General features: G+C 54.7%; 2 tRNA genes and 2 rRNA genes. All 4 read left to right on the top strand.

What is annotated here, in order from left to right:
• Window positions 1-223: ribosomal RNA gene (locus SxD43FB_RS23575) — 16S ribosomal RNA — on the top strand; the annotation flags it as partial.
• Window positions 224-405: 182 nt separating this feature from the next.
• Window positions 406-482, top strand: a tRNA-Ile gene (locus SxD43FB_RS23570).
• A gap of 114 nt (window positions 483-596) precedes the next feature.
• Window positions 597-672, top strand: a tRNA-Ala gene (locus SxD43FB_RS23565).
• A gap of 419 nt (window positions 673-1,091) precedes the next feature.
• Window positions 1,092-1,383 (top strand): 23S ribosomal RNA (locus SxD43FB_RS23560); the annotation flags it as partial.

The raw sequence follows: 1,383 nt of genomic DNA, 5'->3' as shown, positions 1-1,383 counted from the left end.
CGAGAGCATGAAGGCGGAATCGCTAGTAATCGCGGATCAGCATGCCGCGGTGAATACGTTCCCAGGCCTTGTACACACCGCCCGTCACACCATGGGATTTGGATTCACCCGAAGGCACTGCGCTAACTCGCAAGAGAGGCAGGTGACCACGGTGGGTTTAGAGACTGGGGTGAAGTCGTAACAAGGTAGCCGTAGGGGAACCTGCGGCTGGATCACCTCCTTTCTAAGGATCGTGACGAAAGCGCCAACGCTCGACGTTGGAAGAGCTTCGTCATTTCCAAAGAACATTGCCGCCGTCCTCATGTCCCTTCATCACTAGAGATTAACGCAGTCGCAAGATTGTGTTGATAGCTGAGCAGGCTCCAAGCGCCTCGCGCTGCTGTAACAAGCAGCCTGCGTGGCACTGGGCCGGTAGCTCAGGTGGTTAGAGCGCACGCCTGATAAGCGTGAGGTCGGAGGTTCAACTCCTCCCCGGCCCACCATTTGAATAGTCAACGGACCCGCAGGGTCCGCAAGGCCGAACGGCCGCCGCTGCTTATGCAGCGAAAGCCAAGCCGACGGATGTCGGCGCCGGCGCTTGAGGCGAAACAAATAACGGGGCCTTAGCTCAGCTGGGAGAGCGGTTGCTTTGCAAGCATCAGGTCATCGGTTCGATCCCGATAGGCTCCACCATTTGCTACGCAAATGGCTTTTGTTTGGGTGTCCGCCGCATAAGCAGCGACGGCCGTTCGGCCCCTTCGACTGACTGACAAGTCAGTCGCTCAGGACAGGCTCGCGAACCTTTGGTTCGTTGGAGTGCCGGGCAAAAGTTGCTCACCATATACTCTAGGGATGAAGACAGCAGTTTGCCGGACACGTCCGGCAATATGAGGCGCAAGCGCCTCTCTTTGACATTGTGAATGGGTTTTTTAATCGATGCCGTGGCGACATGGGATTGGTTTTTGTGCGTTTGGCCGCAAGGCTGGATGGATGAGGATCGATCAACAAGTCGTACACTAAAATGATTATCTGGCTGAGTTTAATAACCATACCGTATCGAACGACATCCAAGCACTTGATCATCTTCCAGTGCTGTCGTTGGTGGTGTGGACTCTCAAGCGTGAGGTAAGGGCATCTGGTGAATGCCTTGGCATGTACAGGCGATGAAGGACGTGGCACGCTGCGATAAGCGTGGGGGAGCTGTGAGCAAGCTTTGATCCCGCGATTTCCGAATGGGACAACCCACCTTCACCATTTAAGACTGGTCCAGCAGCAATGCTGGCCCCGTGTTAAATGGGAGAGGTATCACTAAGCTGAATAAAATAGGCTTTGGTGAGGCGAACCCGGAGAACTGAAACATCTCAGTACCCGGAGGAAAAGACATCAACCGAGATTCCGTTAGTA

It is taken from the genome of Sphingobium sp. D43FB, assembly GCF_002312805.1.
Classification (GTDB): Bacteria; Pseudomonadota; Alphaproteobacteria; order Sphingomonadales; family Sphingomonadaceae; genus Sphingobium.
Note: the sequence above shows the minus strand (reverse complement) of the source record. Positions and strands in the feature narration are given on the sequence as shown.